This is a genomic window from Pantoea sp. PGP6, from assembly GCF_053474785.1.
In genome coordinates, this window is record NZ_JBQBMA010000001.1 from 2,477,361 (window position 1) to 2,495,263 (window position 17,903).

Below are 17,903 nucleotides of genomic sequence, written 5' to 3' on the forward strand. Positions count from 1 at the left end.
CAATATCATAGGGGGGAAATCTGCGGGATGGTACAACAATTCATAAACAGGCGGGAAGAAAAGCGGGCGGCAGGCTTTCACCGCCCCAAAACTCAGATAACACCGCAGGCAAAGCGCGCGCCGCCGCCGCCCAGCGGTTGAGGATGATCGGCATGGTTATCGCCGCCGACATGCACCATCAGCGCTTTCCCCTTAATCTCGCTCAGTGATTTGAGACGCGGTGCCAGTACCGGGTAGCTGGCGTTGCCTTTGTCATCGATATACAGCGCCGGCAGATCGCCAGCATGTCCGTCGGCATAGGGACCGAGATGTTTGCCGCTGTTGGCCGGATCAAAATGTCCTCCTGCCGCACCGGCCGCCACCACTTTCCCCTGTGATTCACCCGGCTCACAGCTGCCCTTCGCATGCACATGGAAACCGTGAATGCCCGGCTGCAGCCCTTTCAGGTCCGGGGTAAACTGTAAGCCATACTGCGTCTCTTCAATCGTCACGCTACCGAGCGATTTGCCAATCCCCTCCGCCGTAACCTGATGGAGGGTAACCTGCTCGCTGGCCGCCGAGGCCGCACCGCAGGCAAGAAGGGCTGATAGCGCAACTGCTTTGAGTTTCATTGTGACTCCTTTGAGGTACCAGGGTAAGGCATAAGCCTGGTACCGGTTGCGCTATTCTGCCGAAGATTGACGCAGTTTTACGCTTCAGGGCACATCAAAGCCTAACGCCGCCTTGCGGATGCGGAACCATTGCTGACGCGTCAGCGATAAGTTTACCGCCGCCGCCGCTTCGCTGACGCGCGCCGTTTTACCTGAACCAATAATCGGCAGCGGTTTACTCGGCAGCATCATTATCCACGCATACACCACCTGCTCGAGGCTGCTGGCACCGGTTTCCTGACGAATGACCTCCAGCTCGTCACGCAGCGGCTGATAATGAGGATCGTTAAACAGCCGGCCACCGCCAAGACAGGACCAGGCCATCGGCCGGAAACGTAACTGCTGGCACTGATCCAGCGTGCCATCCAGCAGCAGATTTTGTTGTACCGGCGAGATCTCCAGCTGATTAGTGACCAGCGAAAACGGCAGGCGTGACTGCAGCAGCGCAAACTGTGCCGGGGTGAAATTGGATACGCCAACGTGCAGCACTTTTCCGCTCTGGTGCAGAGACATAAAGGCTTCGGCGACTTCATCGGCATCCATCAGCGGATCGGGACGGTGGATCAGCAGCAGGTCGAGGCGATCGGTACCAAAGTGGCGCAGTGAATTTTCAGCACTTTGCAGGATATGGGCTTTACCGGTGTTGTAATGACCGATCTGATGCTCAGGGCGGGCGCGGGTAGCAATGCCGCATTTGGTGACGATCTGGAGCCGCTCACGCAGGCCCGGTGCCAGCTTCAGCGCCTCGCCAAATGCGGCTTCGCACTGATAATCGCCGTAGATATCCGCGTGGTCCACGGTGGTAATGCCGAGGCTCAGATGGTGTTCAATAAACGCCACCCGCTGTTGCGGCGACATGCCCCACTCCATCAGCCGCCAGTAACCCATAATCAACGGTGAAAAATCCGGACCCTGCGACGCGATGGCTTGCGGTTGTAACATAACGATCTCCCTGTGGCACGATGGCTGCAATAAATGTGTCAGAGAGTATAACGGAAAGCGAGAGACCGTCAGAACAAGCTCGGCTGATGTGGATCAAGCGGCTCCTCTTTATTCTGTTGCCGCTGCAGGCGCAGACGACGCTGATAACAGAGACGCAACACCTCACGCTTTTGCGAATCGCTAAAGCGCATCCAGTTGAACCGCTCATCACGGCTGCGTAAACATCCCAGACAATAGCCGCGGGCATCGCTCTGGCAGATGCCACGACAGGGACTGGGAACCGGGAAAAATTCAAGCTGCTCGGCCACCACGACTCCGGATTGAGAGAGTGAAACAGTCTATTGAAAAGATCTTAGCCGGTTTGTGCAACAAATAAGCATAAACTCACCCAATTTCTCTTTAATAACCCCAATACACTGAACACTCTGTGCCAAATGGGAGCGACTGGCATTGCATTAGACCGACTGGTCTACTAACCTGATGGCCATGAACAAGACGCAACAACGCAATGAAACCCGCGAACACCTGCTCCGCATCGGTGAGCAGATCTGTCTGCAACGCGGTTTTACCGGAATGGGCCTCAGCGAACTGCTGACCCAGGCGGAAGTGCCGAAAGGCTCTTTCTACTATTACTTCCGTTCCAAAGAGACCTTTGGCGTGGCGTTGCTGGAGCGCTATTTTGCGCGATTCCTGCAGGATGTTGAGTTACAGCTGAATCAGCCCGACGGTACGCCGCGCGAGCGTCTGCTTAACCATTTCCGGGCGGCAGAACAGCTGTTCACTCAGCAGGGGCACATCGTGGGTTGTCTCGGCGTGAAGGTTTCCGCTGAGGTCTGCGATCTCTCTGAACCGATGCGCGATGCGCTGCAACAGGGTGCGGCAAAAATTACTGCCCTCTATGCGCGCACGCTGAGCGCCGCTGCGCAGCAGGAGTCGCTGTCGTTACCGCACCCTCCGGAACAGATGGCTGAGTTGCTGTCACTGCTGTGGCTGGGTGCCAGTTTACAGAGCAAGATTTCCCGCGAGCCGCAGCCGCTGCGTCTGGCATTACGTACCATCGAACAGTGGCTGAAAATCCACTGATTTTTAAAAAGAGTGTTTGTAGACGACTGGTCTACTAATCAGGAGCTAACATGGCGAGTACCCAGCTGTTTCGTCCGCTGAAAGTCGGCGCGATTACCGTGCCAAACCGCGTTTTTATGGCGCCGTTGACCCGTCTGCGCAGTATTGAGCCAGGCGATATTCCTACCCCGATGATGGGCGAATATTACCGCCAGCGCGCCAGTGCCGGTTTGATCATTACCGAAGCCACCCAGGTCTCTTTCCAGGCGAAAGGCTATGCCGGTGCACCTGGCTTGCATACTCAACCGCAGATTGCGGCGTGGAAAGCGATTAACGAAGGCGTTCATCAGGCTGGCGGACACACTGCCGTGCAGCTGTGGCACACCGGCCGCATCTCACATAACAGCGTGCAGCCAGACGGTAAAGCACCGGTTGCGCCCTCCGCTATCGCCGCTGGCACCCGCACCTCGCTGCGTGCCGCTGACGGCAGCGTTTATCGCGAAGACACCTCGTTGCCACGTGAACTGACAGTGGCCGAAATTCAGCAGATCGTGGCCGATTTCGGTCAGGCGGCAGCCAATGCCCGTGAAGCTGATTTCGACCTGCTGGAACTGCACTCGGCGCACGGTTATCTGATCCATCAGTTCCTCGCACCGGGCTCTAACCAGCGTACCGACGAATATGGCGGCAGCATTGAAAAACGTGGCCGTTTCGCGTTGGAAGTGGTTGATGCCGTAATCGCTAACTGGTCAGCCGACCGGATTGGTATCCGCGTATCGCCGATCGGCAGCTTCCAGAATCTGGATAACGGTCCGGATGAAGAAGAAGCGGCGCTGTGGTATATCGGTGAACTGGCGAAGCGCAATATCGCCTATCTGCACCTCTCCGAGCCTGACTGGGCCGGCGGTAAGCCATACAGCGACGCGTTCCGTGAGAAAGTTCGTAACCTGTTCCCTGGCGCAATCATCGGCGCGGGTGCCTACACCGTTGAGAAAGCGGACGACCTGATTGCGCGTGGTCTGATCGACGCGGTCGCGTTTGGTCGCGATTACATCGCCAACCCGGATCTGGTGGAGCGCCTGCAGCAGGATGCGCCACTCAACCCGCAGCGTCCGGAGAGCTTCTACGGCGGCGGTGCTGAAGGCTATATCGATTACCCAACGCTGTAAGAGAGCGGGCTGCCATCCGGGATGATGGCAGCCATTATTCATTGGCGATTTTGATCGCTATACTTAGCGCTTGTGTCATCCGGCGATGGCGTTTTGATTATTAAAGAGGATGTTATGCGTTTACTTCATACCATGCTGCGCGTTGGCGATCTGCAACGCTCAATCGACTTCTACACTCGCGTGCTGGGCATGCGCGTGCTGCGTCAGAGTGAAAATACCGAATATAAGTATACGCTGGCGTTTGTTGGCTATACCGAAGAGAGCGAAGGCGCAGTGATCGAACTGACCTACAACTGGGGCGTTGATAAGTATGACCTCGGTAACGCTTACGGTCACATCGCGCTGGGCGTCGACGACGTTGCTGCAGCCTGCGAACGAATCCGTAACGATGGCGGCAACGTCACACGTGAAGCGGGTCCGGTGAAAGGTGGCTCAACCATCATCGCCTTTGTTGAAGATCCCGATGGTTATAAAATCGAACTGATCGAGAACAAACACGCCGGTCACGGCCTGGGCAACTAAGCCTGCTCTTCAGCCTGCCCTGTCGGGTGGGCTGACCTCTTCTGCTCCTCTTCATCTGCTGCACCCGGGCCAGATTTTTGCCATAATGCGCGCTGCCCTTTTTCTGCAATGAGATCCTGATGTCTGAATCGAATTCCCCCAATGCACTCAATCAACGTTTCCGTGGCTTCTATCCGGTGGTCATCGACGTCGAAACCGCCGGCTTCAACGCGCAGACCGACGCGCTGCTGGAGATTGCCGCTACCACGCTGAAAATGGATGATGAGGGCTGGATCCATCTCGACCAGACGCTGCATTTTCACGTTGAACCGTTTGTTGGATCGCTACTGCATCCTGAAGCGCTGGCGTTCACCGGTATCGATCCCAGCAATCCGCTGCGCGGCGCAGTGAGTGAATATGAGGCGCTGCACGCCATCTTTAAGATGGTGCGTAAAGGCATTAAGGATACCGGCTGCAATCGCGCCATTATGGTCGCGCATAATGCGACGTTTGATCTGAACTTCATGAACGCGGCCGCCGAGCGTGCCAGTCTGAAGCGCAATCCTTTCCACCCGTTTGCCACCTTTGATACCGCGGCGCTGAGCGGACTGGTGCTCGGACAGACCGTGCTGGCGAAGGCGTGTAAAGCCGCGGGTATGGCGTTTGACAGCACCCAGGCACACTCGGCGCTGTATGATACTCAGCAGACCGCTATTTTGTTCTGTGAACTGGTGAATCGCTGGAAACGGCTGGGTGGCTGGCCCCTGCCCTTCGCCGAAGGCGAAGCAGCCGCGAGCGCTGACTGAAGAATCTGCAATGAAAAAGGCCGACGCGATGTCGGCCTTTTTGTTTTATTCCGCTTCTTTAAACTTCTCTGCGGTCTCTTTAATCAGCGACTGCAGTTCACCGCGCTGGAACATTTCGACGATGATGTCACATCCGCCGACCAGTTCGCCATCAATCCACAGCTGCGGGAAGGTTGGCCAGTTGGCATATTTCGGCAGCTCTGCACGAATGTCTGGGTTCTGCAGAATATCCACGTAAGCAAAACGCTCACCGCAGGCTGACAGCGCCTGTACCGCCTGCGCAGAGAAACCGCAGCTTGGCAGTTTCGGGGAACCTTTCATGTACAGCAGGATCGGGTTTTCTGCGATCTGGCGCTGAATTTTTTCTACAGTACTCATAATTGCCTTCCTTAATTCGTCACTTCGTGTTTGTTTATTGTAGCGACTTCGCACCAGGACTGAAAACGAGATTTTGGGGGTTACCCGATTAAATCGCCATGTTTGTTAAGTCCTCTTTTCGGCCCTGTTAACTCCCGATTATTAACTACAAGTAACATATTAATAATTTGCAATAGTTTTGTAGATATAAGACGCTGAAAATGCTCATTTTCAGCGCAAACGGGCGAGGCCGAAAGATTAATAAAAAAAGGCGTTACGGTTTTCAGGTGAACTGGACTAGAATGGCTTCGGCGCTGATCCTGGATCAGATTTTTCCCAACTTTGTCGCGGTGCGTAGTGGCCCTGACAACTTAACTAAAACCGGACTATGCGTTTAATCATTACGCTTTTCATCCTTGCCTTTGCGCAACTGTTCTTCAACATCGCTTCTGCTTCCCCGCAGGCGCCGGTGAATGTCAGTTCGCATAAAGCAGAGAAAAAGAGTGCGCGCGAAGATGAGCGCCGCAAGCGTCGCCCGTTGAAAACGTCGGCGAAGAAAACACGCGTCAGCCCGGTCCAGAAGCTCAAACTCAAAAAACAGAAAAAAAGCGAACTCACCGCCAGTCATCTTCCCGCAAAGAAAAGCAAAACCCTGCTCAAAACCGCCAGTAAGAAACGCTACGGCCATCAGCGTCTGCTTAAAACGGCTGACGCCAGCAGCAATGACAGCGGTGACACCGGCACCATTAAAATGAGCAAGTCACATCGCCAGCGCTACCAGAAGGCGCGCGAGACGGCGATGACCAAGTTGATGGGCCAGCTGGGTAAACCCTATCAGTGGGGCGGCACCTCACCGCACACCGGTTTCGACTGCAGCGGTCTGGTGTGGTACGCCTATAAAGATCTGGTTAAATTTAAGATCCCGCGTACCGCCAATGAGATGTACCACCTGCGCGACGCCGCGCCGGTAAAACGTGAGTCGCTGGAGAAAGGCGATTTAGTCTTCTTCCGGATTAATGGTCGCGGCACCGCCGATCACGTTGGGGTTTATCTCGGCAACGGCAAATTTATTCAGTCGCCACGCACCGGCAAAGATATTCAGATCAGTGCGCTGGGTGAAGATTACTGGCAGCGTCACTACATCGGCGCGCGTCGGGTGATGACGCCGAAAACCATTCGTTAAGCGGATTCGCTACGCGAATAACCAGACAGAGAAAAGCCGGGCGATGCCCGGCTTTTTCATTAGTGCAGCACAGCTGTAAAGCTAAAGGCGACAATCATCAGCAGACAGCCGACGGTGGTCATCAGGGCCAGTTTCAAATCTGTACTCATTTACCGCTCCTTAGTCACACATTTTGTAGGGATAAGCCATTTTCCCATACGGGCCGGTAAAAATCTCGTTTTATCCGTCCAGCCTTGTTAGAATCCTGCCTTTGTTGCGCAACGCGCGCAGCCCCGGTTCCGTTTGCTCTCCTTTTCAGGCGCTCATTACCCGCCAGACGCCTGTTTACCGGCCAGAAAAGCTGCATAATTGCGGAGAAAACCCTGAGCAGACGCAAACGTTTAACATTATGCTTATCATTGCGTTAGATAAGCCCTGGAGTCCGATTTTAATGGCAACAATTAAAGATGTGGCAAAACGCGCCGGCGTCTCAACGACCACCGTTTCGCACGTCATCAACAAAACGCGTTTTGTCGCTGAAGAGACGCGCAACGCCGTCTGGCAGGCGATTCAGGAACTGCACTATTCGCCGAGCGCCGTAGCGCGCAGCCTGAAAGTGAATCACACCAAAACGCTGGGCCTGCTGGCAACCTCGAGCGAAGCGCCCTACTTTGCTGAAATTATTGAGGCGGTGGAGAATCACTGCTTCGACAAAGGTTACACCCTGATTCTGGGCAATGCGCATAACGACCTGCAAAAGCAGCGAGCCTATCTCAGCATGATGGCGCAGAAGCGCGTCGATGGTTTGCTGGTAATGTGTTCTGAGTATCCGGACGATCTGCTGAAGATGCTGGAAGAAAATCGTAATATCCCGATGGTGGTGATGGACTGGGGCGAGTCACGCGCCGACTTCACCGACACGGTGCTGGATAATGCGTTTCAGGGCGGCTATCTGGCCGGACGTTATCTGATTGAGCGCGGTCACCGTGAGATTGGCGCGATTCCCGGTCAGATGGAGCGCAACACCGGCGGCGGACGTCATGCTGGTTTCCTCAAGGCGCTGGAAGAAGCCGGCATTCAGCCGCGTGCCGAATGGATCGTGCAGGGCGACTTCGAACCGGAATCAGGCTATCAGGCGATGCAGCAGATCCTGTCGCAGAAACAGCGCCCGACCGCGGTGTTCTGCGGTGGTGATATCATGGCGATGGGCGCGATTTGCGCCGCCGATGAGATGGGTTTGCGGGTGCCGCAGGACATTTCGGTGATCGGATATGACAATGTGCGCAACGCGCGCTACTTCGCGCCTGCGCTGACTACCGTGCATCAGCCAAAAGCACAACTGGGTGAGAAAGCGCTGGAGATGCTGCTTGACCGCATCACCAGTAAACGAGAGGTTTCTCAGACCATCGAAGTGCATCCGACGCTGATTGAACGTCGTTCCGTGGCTGACGGTCCGTTCCGCGACTATCGCCGTTAATCTTCGCTTAACCACTCCTGATTAAGCGTTTGCGCATCACCCAGATAGCTGAGTAACCAGCCCGTCGCCGGTGATGCGCGATCTTCCGCCCAGCTTACGCAACAGGGGCTGTCCGGAAATGCAACCGGCAACGTCAGCTCCACCAGCGCTCCGCTGTCCAGTAATGGCCGCGCCAGATGCCCCGGCACCATCGCCACACACAATCCCGCCAGCACGCAATCCAGGCCGGTCTGCCATTCCGGCACCACCAGACGACGCTGATTGTCGAGCGTCCACGTCATCCGGCGTGGCAGCGCGCGTGAGGTATCTTCCAGCACCAGCGACGGCCAGCTGCGCAGGGTGTCGTCATCAATCTGACTCACGCCAGTCAGCGGATGGTGGTTCGCCACCACGCAGCGCCAGTTGAGCGTCCCCATGTCGCGAAAGGCAAAGCGTCCGCCGACCGGTATCGCCTGAGTGGCGCCGATGGCCACTTCAACCCGATCATCCGCCAGCGCATCCCAGACGCCGTTAAACACTTCATAACTGATGTGCAACTCCATGTCGGGGAAATGGCGGTAAAAATCTTTGACTAACTGCCGGGTGCGCTGCGGCTTGACGATGCAGTCGACCGCAATACTCAGCTGTCCACGCCAGCCGTTAGCCAGCTGCTGACACTGGCGGCGGGTGGCGAGCATTTTTTTGATAACGCTGCGCCCTTCACGGACAAAATGCTCGCCAGCGGGGGTTAATACCACCTCGCGATGCTGGCGCTCAAACAGCGGTACCGCCAGCCACGTTTCCAGCTGACGCACGGTATAGCTGATAGCAGATGGCACCCGATGCAGCTCCTGCGCCGCGGCGCTGAAGCTGCCACCGCGCGCCACCGCATCCACCACCTCTAATGCATATTCTGACCACATAATCTGCCTTCAATTTTTTTAACAGCAACCGGCAAATATTAGCGTTTCACAGCGGCAAACGCACCTTTTACACTCTGCCGCGTTCAACCTGCAAAATGAGAATCAGATGTCACCGTCAAAAGGATTTATGCCTTATCTCGCTCTGCTGAGCATGCTGGGCTTTTTAGCCACCGATATGTACCTGCCCGCCTTCGGCGCGATGCAGCAAACTTTTAACACCTCACCCGGCCTGATCAGCGCCAGTATGAGCCTGTTCCTGGCGGGCTTTGCCTGCGGTCAGCTGTTCTGGGGACCGCTGTCAGATCGCATCGGCCGCAAGCCGGTATTGCTGGCCGGACTGGCGCTGTTTGCCGTCGGCTGCGCCGGTATGCTGTGGGTCAATAATATCTATCTGATGCTGGCGCTGCGCTTTATTCAGGCGATCGGCGTCTGTGCCGCAGCCGTTAGCTGGCAGGCGCTGGTTGTGGATCGTTATCCGGCGGCGCGCGCCAACAAGGTGTTCGCCACCATTATGCCACTGGTGGCACTCTCGCCAGCGCTGGCGCCGTTGCTGGGCGCCTGGCTGATCAGCCATTTTCACTGGCGGTCTATTTTTCTGGTGCTGACGCTGATTGCCGTGGCCTTGATCCTCACTACCCTGCGTCTGCCGGCCAGCCGTAAAGCCAAAGGTGAGCAAGGCGCACAGCCTGGCTTTTTCACTCTGCTGAAGTCGCGGGTCTACAGTGGCAACGTGCTGATCTACTCCGCCTGTTCCGCCAGCTTTTTTGCCTGGCTGACCGGCTCGCCGTTTATTCTGGCCGATCTGGGCCTGACGCCAGCCGACATCGGTCTGAGCTATCTGCCACAAACCTTTGCATTCCTGATTGGCGGTTTCGGCTGCCGCGCCCTGCTCAACCGTTTTGCTGGTGCACAGTTGCTGCCGTGGCTGCTGGCGATCTACAGCCTGAGCATTCTGGCGCTGTTTGCGGTTGCGCTTTCCGGCCACAGTACGCTGGTCAGCCTGCTGCTGCCGTTCTGCGGCATGGCGCTGGCCAATGGTGCCATCTACCCGATCGTGGTTTCCGCTGCGCTGATGCCTTTCCCTGACGCCACCGGTAAAGCGGCAGCATTGCAGAATACTCTGCAACTGGGATTATGCTTCGCCGCCAGCCTGGCCGTCTCGGCCGGACTGACGCAGCCGCTGCTGACCACTACCCTGATGATGGCGCTGACTATCCTGCTTGCCCTGCTCGGCTTCGTGATGCAGCGTATTGCAAACGCACAATCTGATGTTGCCACCCCCTCTACCGCCTGCCAGGATAATCACTGAAGCAATGATTTTTTAGTTAGCAAGCTAACAATAAGTCATTGAATATTGACCCGCGTGAGAATATACTCATTCGGGTCAATAATTCTGCAACAAATCAACAACATAATAACGTTACACATTGATTGGCAACCGGGTTGCCGGGATGGCGTCTGCGCGCAGGTTAGGGTTATCGCGCCGGATCGTTTTGCACCGTTTTAATCCTCTGTATCACGCCAGATATCTGGTTTACGGAGTCATCCGTGACTTTTCTCAATTCCTGAAGAAATTGACTATTCTTTTTCAGGTTAAGATTGGACAGGTGGTGGAGAAGCTATGAGTTCATCGTATGTAGAAGAAGTGAGCCTCGAAGAAAACCATTGGTATCGCATCGTTCATGAACTGCTGGATAAAGCAGATATCGAAATTAATGGCTCACGTAGCTGGGATATTCAGGTTAAAAACCCTGACTTCTTTAAACGTGTTTTGCAGGAGGGATCGCTGGGTCTGGGCGAAAGTTATATGGACGGCTGGTGGGAATGCGATCGGCTGGATATATTCTTCCACCACGTGCTCAAACATAAACTGGACCAGCAACTTCCACATCATTTTAAAGATACGCTGCGTATTGCCGCGGCGCGCTTAACCAACCTCCAGTCGAAAAAACGCGCCTGGATTGTCGGTAAAGAGCATTATGATTTAGGAAACGATTTGTTTTCTCTGATGCTCGATCCTTATATGCAGTACTCCTGTGGCTACTGGAAGGAAGCCACCACGCTCGCCGCCGCGCAGGAAGCAAAGCTGGATATGATTTGCCGCAAATTAGCGCTGGAGCCGGGCATGTCGCTGCTGGATATTGGTTGCGGCTGGGGCGGACTGGCAGAATTTGCCGCACGTCATTATGGCGTTAAAGTGCATGGTGTCACCATTTCGGCTGAACAGCAGAAACTGGCGCAGCAGCGCTGTGAAGGATTAGACGTCACCATTCTATTACAGGACTATCGCGATCTGAATGAACAGTTTGACCGTATTGTATCGGTCGGAATGTTTGAACATGTCGGTCCTAAAAATTACGCCACCTATTTTGATGTCGTCGATCGTAATTTAAAGCCAGACGGTATTTTCCTGCTGCACACAATCGGTGCGATTAAGACCGATATGAATGTGGATCCGTGGATCGATAAATATATTTTCCCGAATGGCTGTCTGCCTTCGGTACGACATATTGCTGACGCCAGTGAGCCGCATTTCATTCTGGAAGACTGGCATAACTTTGGCGCAGATTACGACACGACCCTGATGGCATGGTATGAACGCTTTATTCAGGCCTGGCCGCAGCTGGCGGATAGCTACGGTGAACGCTTTAAGCGTATGTTCTCTTACTACCTTAATGCCTGTGCTGGCGCATTCCGCGCACGTGACATTCAGTTATGGCAGGTGGTCTTCAGTCGGGGCGTGGAAGGCGGATTACGCGTGGCGCGTTGAGGCAGTCGTGGACCGGATTAACCATTAAAAAAGGCGCTGATGCGCCTTCTTTTTTTAGCTTTCTGCCGTCGGTTGCCCGGTCAGCATATTCATCGCCGCCGCCGCATCACGCTGCGCTAATACCCGCTCAACGGTGTCGACAATCGCCTGAGTATGCGGATCAATCTCGATATTAACCCGGTCGCCAAAGGTTTTGGCCCCCAGGGTAGTGCGCTCCAGCGTTTCCGGGATCAGATAGACGCAGAATTTGGTACGGGTTACATCCCCTACCGTCAGGCTTATCCCGTCGATGCCGACGAAGCCTTTGTGCAGGATATATTTCATCTGGGTCGGATCCTGGATCTTAAACCACACTTCACGGTTATGTTCCGACTGGATAATTTTGCAGATTTCAGCGGTGGTCATAATATGACCGGACATCAGGTGTCCACCTATTTCATCGCTGAATTTCGCGGCGCGTTCAATATTGACCACATCCCCCTGGCGTAAATCGCCCAGGTTGGTGACGCGCAGCGTCTCTTTTATTAAATCAAAGCTGACCCGATCACCCTCAATAGCCGTCACGGTTAAGCAGCAGCCGTTGTGTGCCACCGATGCGCCCAGTGCCAGGCCCGGCAATAATTCTTCCGGCAACCTGACGGTGTGAGTACGAAAAAGCTCTTTCTCTTCAATGGACACTATTTCTGCGGTGCCCTGCACAATACCGGTAAACATAGTCTTTGCCTCTGCGAAGTTTGCGCTAGTTTATCACAGCTCACGTCCGCTGTTAGCTTTCAGCCAGCGGCGTAGCCTTACAGCGTAGCAAAACGCATGCAGTGACAAAGATTGGCGAATCCGGTATCGCCAGTTACACTAGCTGACGCAATTCCTGGGGCTTCCCTGCCCCGCCATTATTTCATTTAACTATTCAGGTGTTAACGTGCAGAAGTATTTAACAGAAGCGCGTCAATTGCTTGCCCTTGCGATTCCGGTCATCCTTGCTCAGGTGGCTCAAACCGCAATGGGATTTGTGGATACCATTATGGCCGGCGCCGTCAGCGCCACGGATATGGCCGCCGTCGCTGTCGGCACCTCTATCTGGCTTCCGGCCATCCTGTTTGGTCATGGTCTTCTGCTTGCATTGACGCCTACGGTTGCGCAACTCAACGGCTCTGGCCGCCGCGAACGCATCGCCGAGCAAATTCGCCAGGGTTACTGGCTGGCCCTGTTCGTCTCGCTGCTGATTATGGTGCTGTTATGGCATGCCGGCTACTTAATCCGGGCGATGCATGACATCGATCCGCTGCTGGCGCTGAAAGCAGAAGGCTATCTGCATGCCCTGCTGTTTGGCGCACCGGGTTATCTGTTTTTCCAGGTACTGCGTAATCAGTGTGAAGGCCTGTCGAAAACCAAGCCGGGTATGGTGCTGGGCTTTCTCGGCCTGATGGTCAATATTCCGCTGAACTACATCTTTATTTATGGCCATTTCGGCATGCCGGCGCTGGGCGGCGTGGGTTGTGGCGTGGCAACGGCCTCGGTCTACTGGGTGATGTTCATCTGTATGCGCTTCTGGGTACGCCGGATGAGAACCATGCGCGATATCCATCTGACCAGCAGCTGGTCACCGCCTTCGCGTCCGATTCTGACCCGTCTGATGACGCTGGGCTTACCGGTAGCGCTGGCGCTGTTCTTTGAAGTCACGCTGTTTGCTGTGGTTGCACTGCTGGTGTCGCCGCTGGGTATTGTTAACGTAGCCGGCCATCAGATCGCGCTGAACTTCAGTTCACTGATGTTCGTTCTGCCGCTGTCGCTGGGCGTGGCAACCACTATCCGGGTCGGCTATCGGCTGGGTCAGGGGTCAACCGAGCAGGCCAAAGTCGCCGCCTGGACTGCCCAGGGCGTCGGCATCAGCATGGCCGCGCTGACCGCGCTGTTTACCGTGACCTTCCGGCATCAGATCGCCCTGCTGTATAACGACAACCCGGAAGTGGTGACGCTGGCGGCGCAGTTGATGTTGCTGGCGGCCATCTATCAGTTCTCTGACTCGATACAGGTGATTGGCAGCGGTATTTTGCGCGGCTATAAAGATACCCGCTCGATCTTCTTTATCACCTTTATCGCCTACTGGCTGCTGGGCCTGCCGGCCGGTTATTTACTGGCGCTGACCGACTGGCTGGTGCCGCGGATGGGGCCGGCAGGCTTCTGGTGCGGCTTCATTGTCGGCCTGACGTCTGCGGCGGTAATGATGATTTGGCGGATCAGGCGCCTGCAACAGTCACCTGCCGAGGTGATCCTGACGCGCGCTGCGCGCTAACCGGTTGAGCGGGCGGTAAAAGGCCCGCGACGCCTAAAAAAACGACGCATAGCACAGTTGCTGTTCAGTCACGGTGAAAAAACCATTTTTCCCCTTGCCAGCCTCATCGGCTGCCGTTAATATTCGTCCCCGCTGTCGCCCAGACAGCGTGTTGCGCTCTTAGCTCAGTTGGTTAGAGCACCACCTTGACATGGTGGGGGTCGATGGTTCGAGTCCATTAGAGCGCACCAAGTGCGTCCGTAGCTCAGTTGGTTAGAGCACCACCTTGACATGGTGGGGGTCGGTGGTTCGAGTCCACTCGGACGCACCATTTCCTGTAAGCGTTCTTAGCTCAGTTGGTTAGAGCACCACCTTGACATGGTGGGGGTCGATGGTTCGAGTCCATTAGAACGCACCACTTTCAGAATTTCTCCCGCTTGCGCAAATCCCCCTTTTATTGATCTACATCTTTTCCGGAACTGCTTTTCGATTGGTTTTCGCATACTTAGCGACTATACTGTGCCGCGTTGTCCACTTGAAAGGTTTCAGCGATCACGTGCCTATTGCGATAACTCAGATAATTTGCGCAACACTCAGAAGGTGGTTACCAACCGTAACCGCACAACTTCCCTGCACGCCTGGCCTTCGTCACCTATTCTTACTCTGTATAGCCCGTTTCGATTTCAAACAGAATTCTCACTTCGATGCATTGCCATCGGATTTCGCCCTTTATCATCCATCACAACTTACAGATAACCCGTCATGAAAAAGACTAAGATCGTTTGTACTATCGGCCCGAAAACCGAATCAGAAGAGATGCTGACTCAGCTGCTTGAAGCCGGCATGAATGTTATGCGTCTTAACTTCTCCCACGGCGACTACGCCGAGCACGGCCAGCGCATCACCAACATGCGTGCCGTGATGGAAAAAACCGGTCGTCAGGCGGCTATCCTGCTGGACACCAAAGGCCCTGAAATCCGCACCATGAAACTGGAAGGTGGAAATGATGCGCCGCTGAAAGCGGGTCAGACTTTTACCTTCACCACCGACCAGAGCGTGATCGGCAACAGCGAGCGCGTTGCGGTGACCTATCCTGGCTTTACTGCTGACCTGAAAATCGGTAACACCGTGCTGGTCGACGATGGCCTGATCGGTATGGAAGTGACTGAAGTCACCGAAAACACCGTGGTGTGTAAAGTGCTGAACAATGGCGACCTCGGTGAAAACAAAGGCGTTAACCTGCCAGGCGTTTCTATCCAGTTGCCAGCGCTGGCAGAAAAAGACAAGCGCGACCTGATCTTCGGTTGTGAGCAAGGCGTCGATTTCGTTGCTGCGTCGTTCATCCGTAAGCGTTCAGACGTGCTGGAAATTCGTGAGCACCTGAAGCAGCACGGCGGTGAGCACATCCAGATCATCTCTAAAATTGAGAACCAGGAAGGCCTGAATAACTTCGACGAAATTCTCGAAGCATCAGACGGCATCATGGTTGCGCGTGGCGACCTGGGCGTTGAAATCCCGGTTGAAGAAGTAATCTTCGCGCAGAAGATGATGATCAAGAAGTGTAACAAAGCGCGCAAAGTGGTGATTACCGCTACTCAGATGCTTGACTCGATGATCAAAAACCCACGCCCTACCCGTGCTGAAGCGGGCGACGTGGCAAACGCCATCCTCGACGGTACTGATGCGGTTATGCTGTCAGGTGAAAGCGCCAAAGGGAAATACCCGCTTGAGTCAGTGACCATCATGGCCACTATCTGTGAGCGTACCGACCGCGTGATGAAGTCCCGCATCGATAGCCAGAACGACACCCGCAAGCTGCGTATCACCGAAGCGGTCTGCCGTGGTGCAGTTGAAACCGCTGAGAAACTGGAAGCCCCACTGATTGTGGTCGCGACTGAAGGCGGTAAGTCAGCTAAGGCAGTACGTAAGTACTTCCCGAACGCCACTATCCTGGCGCTGACCACCAATGCCACTACCGCGCGTCAGCTGATCCTGAGTAAAGGGATTGAGACCCGTCTGGTAACCGAGATCGCTTCTACCGACGATTTCTATCGTCTGGGTAAAGAAGCGGCACTGGAAAGTGGCTATGGTCAGAAAGGTGACGTGGTGGTGCTGGTGTCAGGTGCATTAGTACCAAGCGGAACTACCAACACCGCCTCAGTACACGTCCTGTAAAACTATTTTCACCATTTATTTAGAAGCGCCTTTCACGGGCGCTTTTTTTATTTGTACTTAATACAAATGTCGGAAAATTCCAATCGAAAATAACTATTCAATTTCACTTTATATTAAGGTTAATCCGATTAAATCTCTCTGTTTTCGCTAAATTTTTTTATCATCTTCTGCGATCCGCTGCTTCTTTGAGCGAACGATCAAATTTAAGCATCTTCTCATCAAAAATTTATTCTCAACTTAAAAAGCTTTGTGTAATACTTGTAACGCTACATGGAGATTAACTCAATCTAGAGGGTATAAATAATGAATCGTACTAAACTGGTACTGGGCGCGGTAATCCTGGGTTCAACTCTGCTGGCTGGTTGCTCAAGCAACGCTAAAATCGACCAGCTGTCTTCTGACGTTCAGACTCTGAACGCTAAAGTTGACCAACTGAGCAACGACGTGAACGCAGTGCGTTCAGACGTTCAGGCTGCTAAAGATGACGCAGCTCGCGCTAACCAGCGTCTGGACAACCAGGCTCACTCTTACCGTAAGTAAGAGTTCTGGTTTAAAAATGGCGCCTTTAAGGCGCCATTTTTTTTGCTTTGCGTTTACGCGGTTTCCCGCGTAACTGGCTTTACGGCGTGGCCGTTTCGGCTTCAGCCCGATCAACCGGCGCAGCAGAGGCCGATGAAGGCGTCTCCAGCCCCGCAGGCGGCGTTGTTTCACTCTGGACCGGCTCACCGCTGCTTACCAGCACCGGCATGCCTGAGCGGCGCGTCAGGCTCGCTTTAATCAATGCGCTATCACTCTTATCGCTTTTGATAAATTGCTTCAGCCCGCCACTCAGTGCTAACGGCATGGTTTGTGGATCGTCCTTATCGTTGTGCGATAACGGCTGATGCACCTCGACGTAGCGTTTGCCATCCGGTTCCACCGCATACTTCACCGGCTGATTGATGATCTGCACCCGCGTACCTTTCGGCACCGAATTGAACAGCGCTTCGATATCCTCTGAACGCAAACGAATACAGCCTGAGCTGACGCGCATACCAATACCGAACTTCGCATTGGTGCCATGAATCAGATACTGGCCGCTACCGCGCGCCAGGCGCATTGCAAACAGCCCCATCGGGTTATCCGGCCCGGCAGGCACCACCGCGGGCAGCGTGATGCCCTCTTTGGCATAGCGCTTGCGAATATTCTGAGTTGGCGTCCAGGTCGGGTTAGGAGTTTTCTGGCTGATTTGGGTCACCATCACCGGGGTTGCCGCCCCCAGCTGACCAATACCGATCGGATAGACGATGACCTTGTCTTCGCCTTTGGGATAGTAGTAGAGCCGCAGCTCGGCCAGATTCACTACAATGCCTTCTCGCGGGGTATCAGGCAGCAGCATCTGCAGCGGGACAGTGAGTTGTGTGCCGGCTTTCGGCAGCCAGGGATCGGTGCCGGGATTAGCTTCCAGCAGGCTAAGCAGGCCAACCTGATAGCGAGCCGCAATCTCTTCCAGTGGGCGTTTGTCGTCAGGAACCTGGGTCAGGACGTTTTCGCCAATCAGGCGACTGTCAGGTGGTGGCAGCGGGTATTCCGTGGCAAATGCGGGTGCAGAGAGCCCAAAACAGGTCAGCAGCAATGCACCGGCTAAACGTAAAGCAGGTTTCATGCAATTTTCTCGT

19 protein-coding genes and 3 tRNA genes are annotated in these 17,903 nt (G+C 54.6%); 14 read left to right on the forward strand and 8 right to left on the reverse strand.

Features of this window, described 5'->3' with window-relative positions; translation table 11 throughout:
- Positions 1–92 precede the first annotated feature (92 nt).
- The 3 genes from sodC to ACLIBF_RS12065 form a co-directional block, all read right to left on the reverse strand.
- Positions 93–611 (reverse strand): superoxide dismutase family protein, encoded by a 519-nt coding sequence (gene sodC, locus ACLIBF_RS12055; RefSeq protein WP_069728230.1) that lies wholly within the window; start codon positions 609–611, stop codon positions 93–95.
- A gap of 84 nt (positions 612–695) precedes the next feature.
- Entirely contained in the window at positions 696–1,592 is an 897-nt protein-coding gene (locus ACLIBF_RS12060; RefSeq protein WP_031375721.1) for an aldo/keto reductase, read from the reverse strand.
- 68 nt (positions 1,593–1,660) lie between these two features.
- Positions 1,661–1,900, reverse strand: coding sequence for a DUF1289 domain-containing protein (locus ACLIBF_RS12065; RefSeq protein WP_031375720.1), 240 nt, complete (start codon positions 1,898–1,900; stop codon positions 1,661–1,663).
- A 178-nt stretch (positions 1,901–2,078) separates the two neighbouring features.
- On the opposite strand from ACLIBF_RS12065, the gene ACLIBF_RS12070 reads away from it, so the two are divergent.
- The 4 genes from ACLIBF_RS12070 to rnt all read left to right on the forward strand — a co-directional run bounded on the left by ACLIBF_RS12070 (position 2,079) and on the right by rnt (position 5,130).
- The gene (locus tag ACLIBF_RS12070) at positions 2,079–2,675 is read left to right on the forward strand and encodes a TetR/AcrR family transcriptional regulator (protein WP_031375719.1); all 597 of its coding nucleotides are present in this window, start codon (positions 2,079–2,081) and stop codon (positions 2,673–2,675) included.
- Between the two features lie 50 nt (positions 2,676–2,725).
- Complete coding sequence (nemA, locus tag ACLIBF_RS12075; protein WP_046288357.1) at positions 2,726–3,823, forward strand: alkene reductase; 1,098 nt, start codon at positions 2,726–2,728, stop codon at positions 3,821–3,823.
- Positions 3,824–3,937: 114 nt separating this feature from the next.
- Complete coding sequence (gene gloA, locus ACLIBF_RS12080; RefSeq protein ID WP_031375718.1) at positions 3,938–4,345, forward strand: lactoylglutathione lyase; 408 nt, start codon at positions 3,938–3,940, stop codon at positions 4,343–4,345.
- A gap of 119 nt (positions 4,346–4,464) precedes the next feature.
- On the forward strand, positions 4,465–5,130 hold the full coding sequence (gene rnt, locus ACLIBF_RS12085; protein WP_031375717.1) for a ribonuclease T: 666 nt from the start codon (positions 4,465–4,467) through the stop codon (positions 5,128–5,130).
- 45 nt (positions 5,131–5,175) lie between these two features.
- Here rnt and ACLIBF_RS12090 read toward each other — a convergent pair whose 3' ends face one another.
- A complete protein-coding gene (locus ACLIBF_RS12090) occupies positions 5,176–5,511 on the reverse strand; it encodes a Grx4 family monothiol glutaredoxin (RefSeq protein WP_176035873.1) in 336 nt (111 codons plus the stop codon).
- A gap of 364 nt (positions 5,512–5,875) precedes the next feature.
- Here ACLIBF_RS12090 and ACLIBF_RS12095 point away from each other — a divergent pair, with 364 nt between their 5' ends.
- Positions 5,876–6,670 (forward strand): C40 family peptidase, encoded by a 795-nt coding sequence (locus tag ACLIBF_RS12095; protein ID WP_031375715.1) that lies wholly within the window; start codon positions 5,876–5,878, stop codon positions 6,668–6,670.
- Between the two features lie 59 nt (positions 6,671–6,729).
- On the opposite strand, the gene cydH is transcribed toward ACLIBF_RS12095, so the two are convergent.
- Positions 6,730–6,819, reverse strand: coding sequence for a cytochrome bd-I oxidase subunit CydH (cydH, locus tag ACLIBF_RS12100; protein ID WP_122983609.1), 90 nt, complete (start codon positions 6,817–6,819; stop codon positions 6,730–6,732).
- Positions 6,820–7,100: 281 nt separating this feature from the next.
- On the opposite strand from cydH, the gene purR reads away from it, so the two are divergent.
- Complete coding sequence (gene purR / locus ACLIBF_RS12105) at positions 7,101–8,126, forward strand: HTH-type transcriptional repressor PurR (RefSeq protein ID WP_031375714.1); 1,026 nt, start codon at positions 7,101–7,103, stop codon at positions 8,124–8,126.
- Here purR and punR read toward each other — a convergent pair.
- Positions 8,123–9,028 carry a DNA-binding transcriptional activator PunR gene (gene punR, locus ACLIBF_RS12110; protein WP_031375713.1) on the reverse strand — a complete coding sequence of 302 codons (906 nt, stop codon included), beginning with the start codon at positions 9,026–9,028 and terminating at the stop codon, positions 8,123–8,125. The genes purR and punR overlap by 4 nt on opposite strands.
- A gap of 106 nt (positions 9,029–9,134) precedes the next feature.
- On the opposite strand from punR, the gene punC reads away from it, so the two are divergent.
- Positions 9,135–10,337: a purine nucleoside transporter PunC gene (gene punC / locus ACLIBF_RS12115; RefSeq protein WP_046288358.1), complete on the forward strand. Its 1,203-nt coding sequence runs from the start codon at positions 9,135–9,137 to the stop codon at positions 10,335–10,337.
- Between the two features lie 312 nt (positions 10,338–10,649).
- Complete coding sequence (gene cfa / locus ACLIBF_RS12120) at positions 10,650–11,798, forward strand: cyclopropane fatty acyl phospholipid synthase (RefSeq protein WP_031375712.1); 1,149 nt, start codon at positions 10,650–10,652, stop codon at positions 11,796–11,798.
- A gap of 54 nt (positions 11,799–11,852) precedes the next feature.
- Here the strand turns inward: cfa and ACLIBF_RS12125 are convergent, their stop codons facing one another.
- Positions 11,853–12,512: a riboflavin synthase subunit alpha gene (locus ACLIBF_RS12125; RefSeq protein ID WP_279809986.1), complete on the reverse strand. Its 660-nt coding sequence runs from the start codon at positions 12,510–12,512 to the stop codon at positions 11,853–11,855.
- 205 nt (positions 12,513–12,717) lie between these two features.
- Between ACLIBF_RS12125 and ACLIBF_RS12130 the strand changes: the two genes are divergently transcribed.
- The 6 genes from ACLIBF_RS12130 (at position 12,718) to ACLIBF_RS12155 (ending at position 16,785) form a co-directional block, all read left to right on the forward strand.
- Positions 12,718–14,091: an MATE family efflux transporter gene (locus ACLIBF_RS12130; RefSeq protein WP_031375711.1), complete on the forward strand. Its 1,374-nt coding sequence runs from the start codon at positions 12,718–12,720 to the stop codon at positions 14,089–14,091.
- A 153-nt stretch (positions 14,092–14,244) separates the two neighbouring features.
- A tRNA-Val gene (locus ACLIBF_RS12135) sits at positions 14,245–14,321 on the forward strand.
- A 3-nt stretch (positions 14,322–14,324) separates the two neighbouring features.
- Positions 14,325–14,401: transfer RNA gene (locus ACLIBF_RS12140), tRNA-Val, on the forward strand.
- A gap of 10 nt (positions 14,402–14,411) precedes the next feature.
- Positions 14,412–14,488: transfer RNA gene (locus tag ACLIBF_RS12145), tRNA-Val, on the forward strand.
- 344 nt (positions 14,489–14,832) lie between these two features.
- A complete protein-coding gene (gene pykF / locus ACLIBF_RS12150) occupies positions 14,833–16,245 on the forward strand; it encodes a pyruvate kinase PykF (RefSeq protein ID WP_031375710.1) in 1,413 nt (470 codons plus the stop codon).
- A 303-nt stretch (positions 16,246–16,548) separates the two neighbouring features.
- Positions 16,549–16,785: a major outer membrane lipoprotein gene (locus tag ACLIBF_RS12155; RefSeq protein ID WP_006118977.1), complete on the forward strand. Its 237-nt coding sequence runs from the start codon at positions 16,549–16,551 to the stop codon at positions 16,783–16,785.
- Positions 16,786–16,864: 79 nt separating this feature from the next.
- Here the strand turns inward: ACLIBF_RS12155 and ACLIBF_RS12160 are convergent, their stop codons facing one another.
- Positions 16,865–17,890, reverse strand: a complete 1,026-nt coding sequence (locus ACLIBF_RS12160; protein WP_448309874.1) for a L,D-transpeptidase family protein — start codon at positions 17,888–17,890, stop codon at positions 16,865–16,867.
- Positions 17,891–17,903: the final 13 nt, after the last annotated feature.

Coding starts and splice junctions, on each gene's coding strand:
- sodC (WP_069728230.1), bottom strand. CDS start 611: ATGAAACTCAAAGCAGTTGCGCTATCAGCCCTTCTTGCCTGCGGTGCG.
- ACLIBF_RS12060 (WP_031375721.1), bottom strand. CDS start 1,592: ATGTTACAACCGCAAGCCATCGCGTCGCAGGGTCCGGATTTTTCACCG.
- ACLIBF_RS12070 (WP_031375719.1), top strand. CDS start 2,079: ATGAACAAGACGCAACAACGCAATGAAACCCGCGAACACCTGCTCCGC.
- nemA (WP_046288357.1), top strand. CDS start 2,726: ATGGCGAGTACCCAGCTGTTTCGTCCGCTGAAAGTCGGCGCGATTACC.
- gloA (WP_031375718.1), top strand. CDS start 3,938: ATGCGTTTACTTCATACCATGCTGCGCGTTGGCGATCTGCAACGCTCA.
- rnt (WP_031375717.1), top strand. CDS start 4,465: ATGTCTGAATCGAATTCCCCCAATGCACTCAATCAACGTTTCCGTGGC.
- ACLIBF_RS12095 (WP_031375715.1), top strand. CDS start 5,876: ATGCGTTTAATCATTACGCTTTTCATCCTTGCCTTTGCGCAACTGTTC.
- cydH (WP_122983609.1), bottom strand. CDS start 6,819: ATGAGTACAGATTTGAAACTGGCCCTGATGACCACCGTCGGCTGTCTG.
- purR (WP_031375714.1), top strand. CDS start 7,101: ATGGCAACAATTAAAGATGTGGCAAAACGCGCCGGCGTCTCAACGACC.
- punR (WP_031375713.1), bottom strand. CDS start 9,028: ATGTGGTCAGAATATGCATTAGAGGTGGTGGATGCGGTGGCGCGCGGT.
- punC (WP_046288358.1), top strand. CDS start 9,135: ATGTCACCGTCAAAAGGATTTATGCCTTATCTCGCTCTGCTGAGCATG.
- cfa (WP_031375712.1), top strand. CDS start 10,650: ATGAGTTCATCGTATGTAGAAGAAGTGAGCCTCGAAGAAAACCATTGG.
- ACLIBF_RS12125 (WP_279809986.1), bottom strand. CDS start 12,512: ATGTTTACCGGTATTGTGCAGGGCACCGCAGAAATAGTGTCCATTGAA.
- pykF (WP_031375710.1), top strand. CDS start 14,833: ATGAAAAAGACTAAGATCGTTTGTACTATCGGCCCGAAAACCGAATCA.
- ACLIBF_RS12155 (WP_006118977.1), top strand. CDS start 16,549: ATGAATCGTACTAAACTGGTACTGGGCGCGGTAATCCTGGGTTCAACT.
- ACLIBF_RS12160 (WP_448309874.1), bottom strand. CDS start 17,890: ATGAAACCTGCTTTACGTTTAGCCGGTGCATTGCTGCTGACCTGTTTT.